Source organism: Vibrio sp. 10N.222.46.A1 (assembly GCF_041473595.1).
GTDB classification, from domain to species: Bacteria; Pseudomonadota; Gammaproteobacteria; order Enterobacterales; family Vibrionaceae; genus Vibrio; species Vibrio tasmaniensis_A.
The window spans coordinates 1-4,164 of the sequence record NZ_JBFRSN010000621.1 but is presented as its reverse complement, the minus strand read 5'-3'; the positions used below and the strand labels follow the sequence as shown (position 1 = coordinate 4,164).

The 4,164-nt window shown below is 43.9% G+C and carries 4 protein-coding genes; 3 read left to right on the top strand and 1 reads right to left on the bottom strand.

The features are described from left to right. Together AB4496_RS17165 and AB4496_RS17160 are read left to right on the top strand one after the other, a co-directional pair. Positions 1-1,274 (top strand): ATP-binding cassette domain-containing protein (locus AB4496_RS17165; protein ID WP_372131456.1); only part of this gene is annotated, 1,274 nt, incomplete at its 5' end. A gap of 410 nt (positions 1,275-1,684) precedes the next feature. Continuing rightward, positions 1,685-2,548, top strand: a complete 864-nt coding sequence (locus tag AB4496_RS17160) for a hypothetical protein (RefSeq protein WP_017097986.1) — start codon at positions 1,685-1,687, stop codon at positions 2,546-2,548. 144 nt (positions 2,549-2,692) lie between these two features. Here AB4496_RS17160 and AB4496_RS17155 read toward each other — a convergent pair whose 3' ends face one another. Continuing rightward, the gene (locus AB4496_RS17155) at positions 2,693-3,589 is read right to left on the bottom strand and encodes a LysR family transcriptional regulator (protein WP_102258233.1); all 897 of its coding nucleotides are present in this window, start codon (positions 3,587-3,589) and stop codon (positions 2,693-2,695) included. A gap of 154 nt (positions 3,590-3,743) precedes the next feature. On the opposite strand from AB4496_RS17155, the gene AB4496_RS17150 reads away from it, so the two are divergent. Continuing rightward, the coding region (locus tag AB4496_RS17150) for an NAD(P)-dependent oxidoreductase (RefSeq protein WP_372131454.1) at positions 3,744-4,164 on the top strand (421 nt) is incomplete at its 3' end.

Here is a 4,164-nt window from a genome sequence, read left to right as displayed (position 1 = left end):
ACATTACTTTGTTTGATGAGCTTAACCCTTTAAATCGAGAACGGTTTTGGGGCAAAGAAATAGCTTTGCTACCTCAAGAACCTTGGTTAGCACTCAATCCGCTTCGGACTATAGGATCGCAGATAAGCGAAGTTCATAAGCTGGTTTTAAACGAAGGTCGTTCCCAGAGTGACACACTCACCCATCATGCACTTCAACAAATGGATCTGGGCAAAGATGGAGATAAACACCCATTTGAACTCTCGGGCGGAATGGCGCAACGTGCTGCGTACTTATGTGCGACACAAGCTGGAGGCAAACTGTTAATTGCCGATGAACCCACAAAAGGCTTAGACGAAAGCCGACGTGATCACGTTGGGCAACTTCTCCTTTCTCACTGCCAACAACTTGAAAATGGCAAACCCGGTGGCCTGCTCACCATCACTCACGACATTAAGCTGGCTAAAATGTTAGGTGGTGACATCATTGTCATGAAAGAAGGGGCAATTGTTGAAAGGGGAGACGCTAAAGCCATTTTAGATCAGCCACAAGCGGCCTACACAAAAGCGCTAATACAAGCGCAACCTGAGTATTGGTATCTTGATCAGCCAACTTCCTCGCAACCTTCAAATGAATCAAATAGTCACGCTACTCCCTCAGAGGTTGGTATACAAAGCGGGCAGAAGCCATTGCTTGAAGTTGAAAGTTTAGCGATTTACCGCGATCAAAGAACACTCTTTTCAGATCTCACGTTCTCATTATCACAAGGTGAAATACTGGGAGTTTATGGTGACAGCGGATGCGGGAAATCTTCTCTCGCCGATACTTTACTAGGGTTGCATCACGACTTTTCCGGCAATATCGACTGGCTTCAAAAAATCGAAAAAGGACAACGCCTCAAGCTTTACCAAGATCCACCCAGTGCGCACTCCCCTCACACAACACTAAAAACGTTACTTAATGACTTATGTGCGCTTCACAAGCTAAATCGCTCCAAGATACCCGTACTTCTAGATAGATTGAGCCTTAACTCTGCTTTGCTTGAACGTCCATCAAGCCAAGTATCCGGAGGAGAATTGCAGAGGTTTGCGATTTTACGAGCGCTACTGATGAGCCCAAAACTGTTAATTGCAGATGAACCCTCATCACGATTAGACCCCATCACAGCAGCCCAAACGCTAAAGCTGATTGTTGAAGTATCGAAAGAAGCTAACTGCGGCCTAATTTTGATCAGCCATGATCAACTGGCTTTGAGTAAGCTATGCAATAAAGTGATCGACTTATCGCGCTATTGATTTATCTAGCTATTGATTTCTGGATCGATAGACTTATTGAGCTATTGGGCTATCGACCTAAACGAGCTTCGCGGTTATCTGTCTTCTCAGTGGTACATTCGCCGTAAATCTTTAGTCATACCTTCACTATCTACTCACTGAATGTACATCTCTGTGTAACCCAATCTGACTAACCTTGCATAAGAGGTTAGCCAGATTGTAGCTATTTATGCTTCAGCCATAGCAAAGTCTAGAAACTATAAAAACCTCTAACCTCTTCTATCGCACTCACTCGAATGGTGAGGTGATGCACCAGTATTGGTCATCCACAAGCGGGCTTAAAATATAAGTCGTTGAAATATAATGTTTATCAATTTTGGCACAAATCGTGAACTACCACTAAGTAGGTATTCAGATATTAGGAGTTGAATATGTTGGTCGTTATTTCAGTGGGTTTATCCCTATTAGTACTTGCAGCGCTGTTTCATTTCTCAAAGAAGAGACAAACAGCGCTATCACACCGGTTTGAAACCTTAGTTCTACTCAGACAGTTATTGTTGCTATCACGCAAACATCGCGCGGCAACGCATTATGCTCTGGCGTATCAATTGACGAGCGACTCAATTCGAAAAGTGAATCAGATTTACGACAACATACTTGAGGTATCTGAACTGCTTCAATCTCATGTGTCGTTTGACAGCCGTCCGATGTATCGCATTTATCACCTCAAACTCATCGCTATGCACAATGACTGGCAAAACCGTAGCTTAGTACGTAATCAATCGATTCATGGAAAAACGATTCGTCACAGCATGTTCTTGATGGATGAAGTGATGATCATCTGGCTGATTCAATCAGAACGAGAAGACATGAGCCGTGAGTACCACATGAACTGGCAACAGATCTTAGATTGTATGGAGATCCTTACCAAGTTGAGAATGGCCATCCCTGGGATAGAAAAGTCGAATACGGAAATACCTGAGGAGTATGCGAGATTCAAATTCTATGCATCTCAGACTCACCGTAAACTCAACCAATTATCAATTATCTGCCCTATTAGCAGTGGATCACCAGTTTGCACTCGAGCGATGCATGCACTCGCAGAAATCGCATCGAGCAACGAATTAACCCAACCGACAGATAGCTTATACGAATTAACCAGTGATATTTCTAGCGTCGTATCGCAAGTTTACGACCAAGTATTATCCGACATTACTAGAAACTTGTATCAGCCTTTACCTGACATCAACGATAAGGCGATAAACACCCGATTATCGGTACACAGATACGTGTAAAGACTTCGTGAGAGGAGAGCGTGTGGAACTCTGAATTATTGAGTTCAAATCCGATATCACCTTTGATATCGGATTTTTGTATTTGTTTGCTTATGCCTTGTGTACTTGTGTACTTGTGTACTTGTGTACTTAAGATATATAAGCTCAAACATCACCAGACTTAATATCGCTAGACCAAACTTCTGCTGCAAAATCAATGAACTGACGAACAACAGGCAGCTGATAACTGCGAGACAGATACACCGCCCAAAGCACACTGCAGGGTGAAACAAAGTCATCCAATATTCGTTTCAATTTCCCTTCTGCAATCAACGGATTGGCTAAATCACAAGGTAAGCGAACAATCCCTTTTCCATGCTGTGCGGCGCGAGTTAATACCCCAACATCGTTAGCCTTGATAGTGCCAGACACCTCAACCGAATAGTGCTGGTTATCCTTAACGAAATCCCACTTAGAAACACTCAAATGGCGAAAGCAGTTATGCTGTCGAAGTGCTTCGACCGTTTCAGGTTCTCCGTACTTGTCTAGGTAGACTTGAGAGGCACACACCACTGAATCAATGTCCATGAGCTTTCGAGCAATCAAACTATCGTCAGGTTGGTCAGTATAGCGAAGGGCAATATCTATTCTCTCATCCACCAGCTGCGCAAAACGGTCTGAGGCAAACAACTCGACCGTGATATTAGGGTGACGCTCTGTGAATTGCTCAACCACATCCAACAGCATATTTTGAGTTAAACCAATCGGCGCTGCAATTCGAATTACCCCTGAAAGATCGTCGGTTTGATTGAGTGAAGTGACTTCTAGCTCTGCGGTTTCATGGAGTATCTTCTCGCAACGTCGCAGCGCAATCTCTCCTGCCGCTGTCAAACTGACCTTACGAGTAGTTCTGTGCAGTAACCTTTGTTTTAACCACCCTTCGATCTCTTGAACATGCCGTGAAACCTGTAAACGGCTCATGTCCAAATGCTCTGCTGCTTGAGTAAAACTGGCGCAATTTGCGACTTCAACAAAGCTACGCATCGCCGTCAACCTGTCCATCACACTCTCCCTTGCCGACTTAACCAAGCCTATTAGATAACTGTATAGATACAATCTACATCATTTTACGATATTTATCGCAACCTAGTGAGCTATTAGACTGCAATGGCTGTCGAGAAACAGACTCAATAAATTAGATAATTGGAGAGACATTATGAAAATTGCAGTATTAGGCGCATCAGGTTGGATTGGTAGTCACATCGCTCAAGAAGCTCAATCTCGCGGACACGAAGTTGTTGCTGTTGTAAGAGATGCAAGCCGCGTAAAAATCAGCGATGTTGAAGTTCGTTCATTTGATTTACAAGATGAAGCGGCAAGTCTAGCGACCGCTTTCTCAGGCGTTGATGCGGTAATTGCTTCGATTGGTGGACGCGCTCTAGGCAATCACGACATCGTAAAAAACACAGCAGCTAAGTTACTTGATACATTGCCAAGCATTGACATCGAACGTCTACTTTGGGTAGGAGGTGCAGGCTCATTAGAAGTGGCGCCAAACGTACCGTTAGTTACCGTTCCTGACTTCCCTGCGGACTACAAAAACGAAGCGCTAGCACAAGGAGAAGCCCTTGAAATGT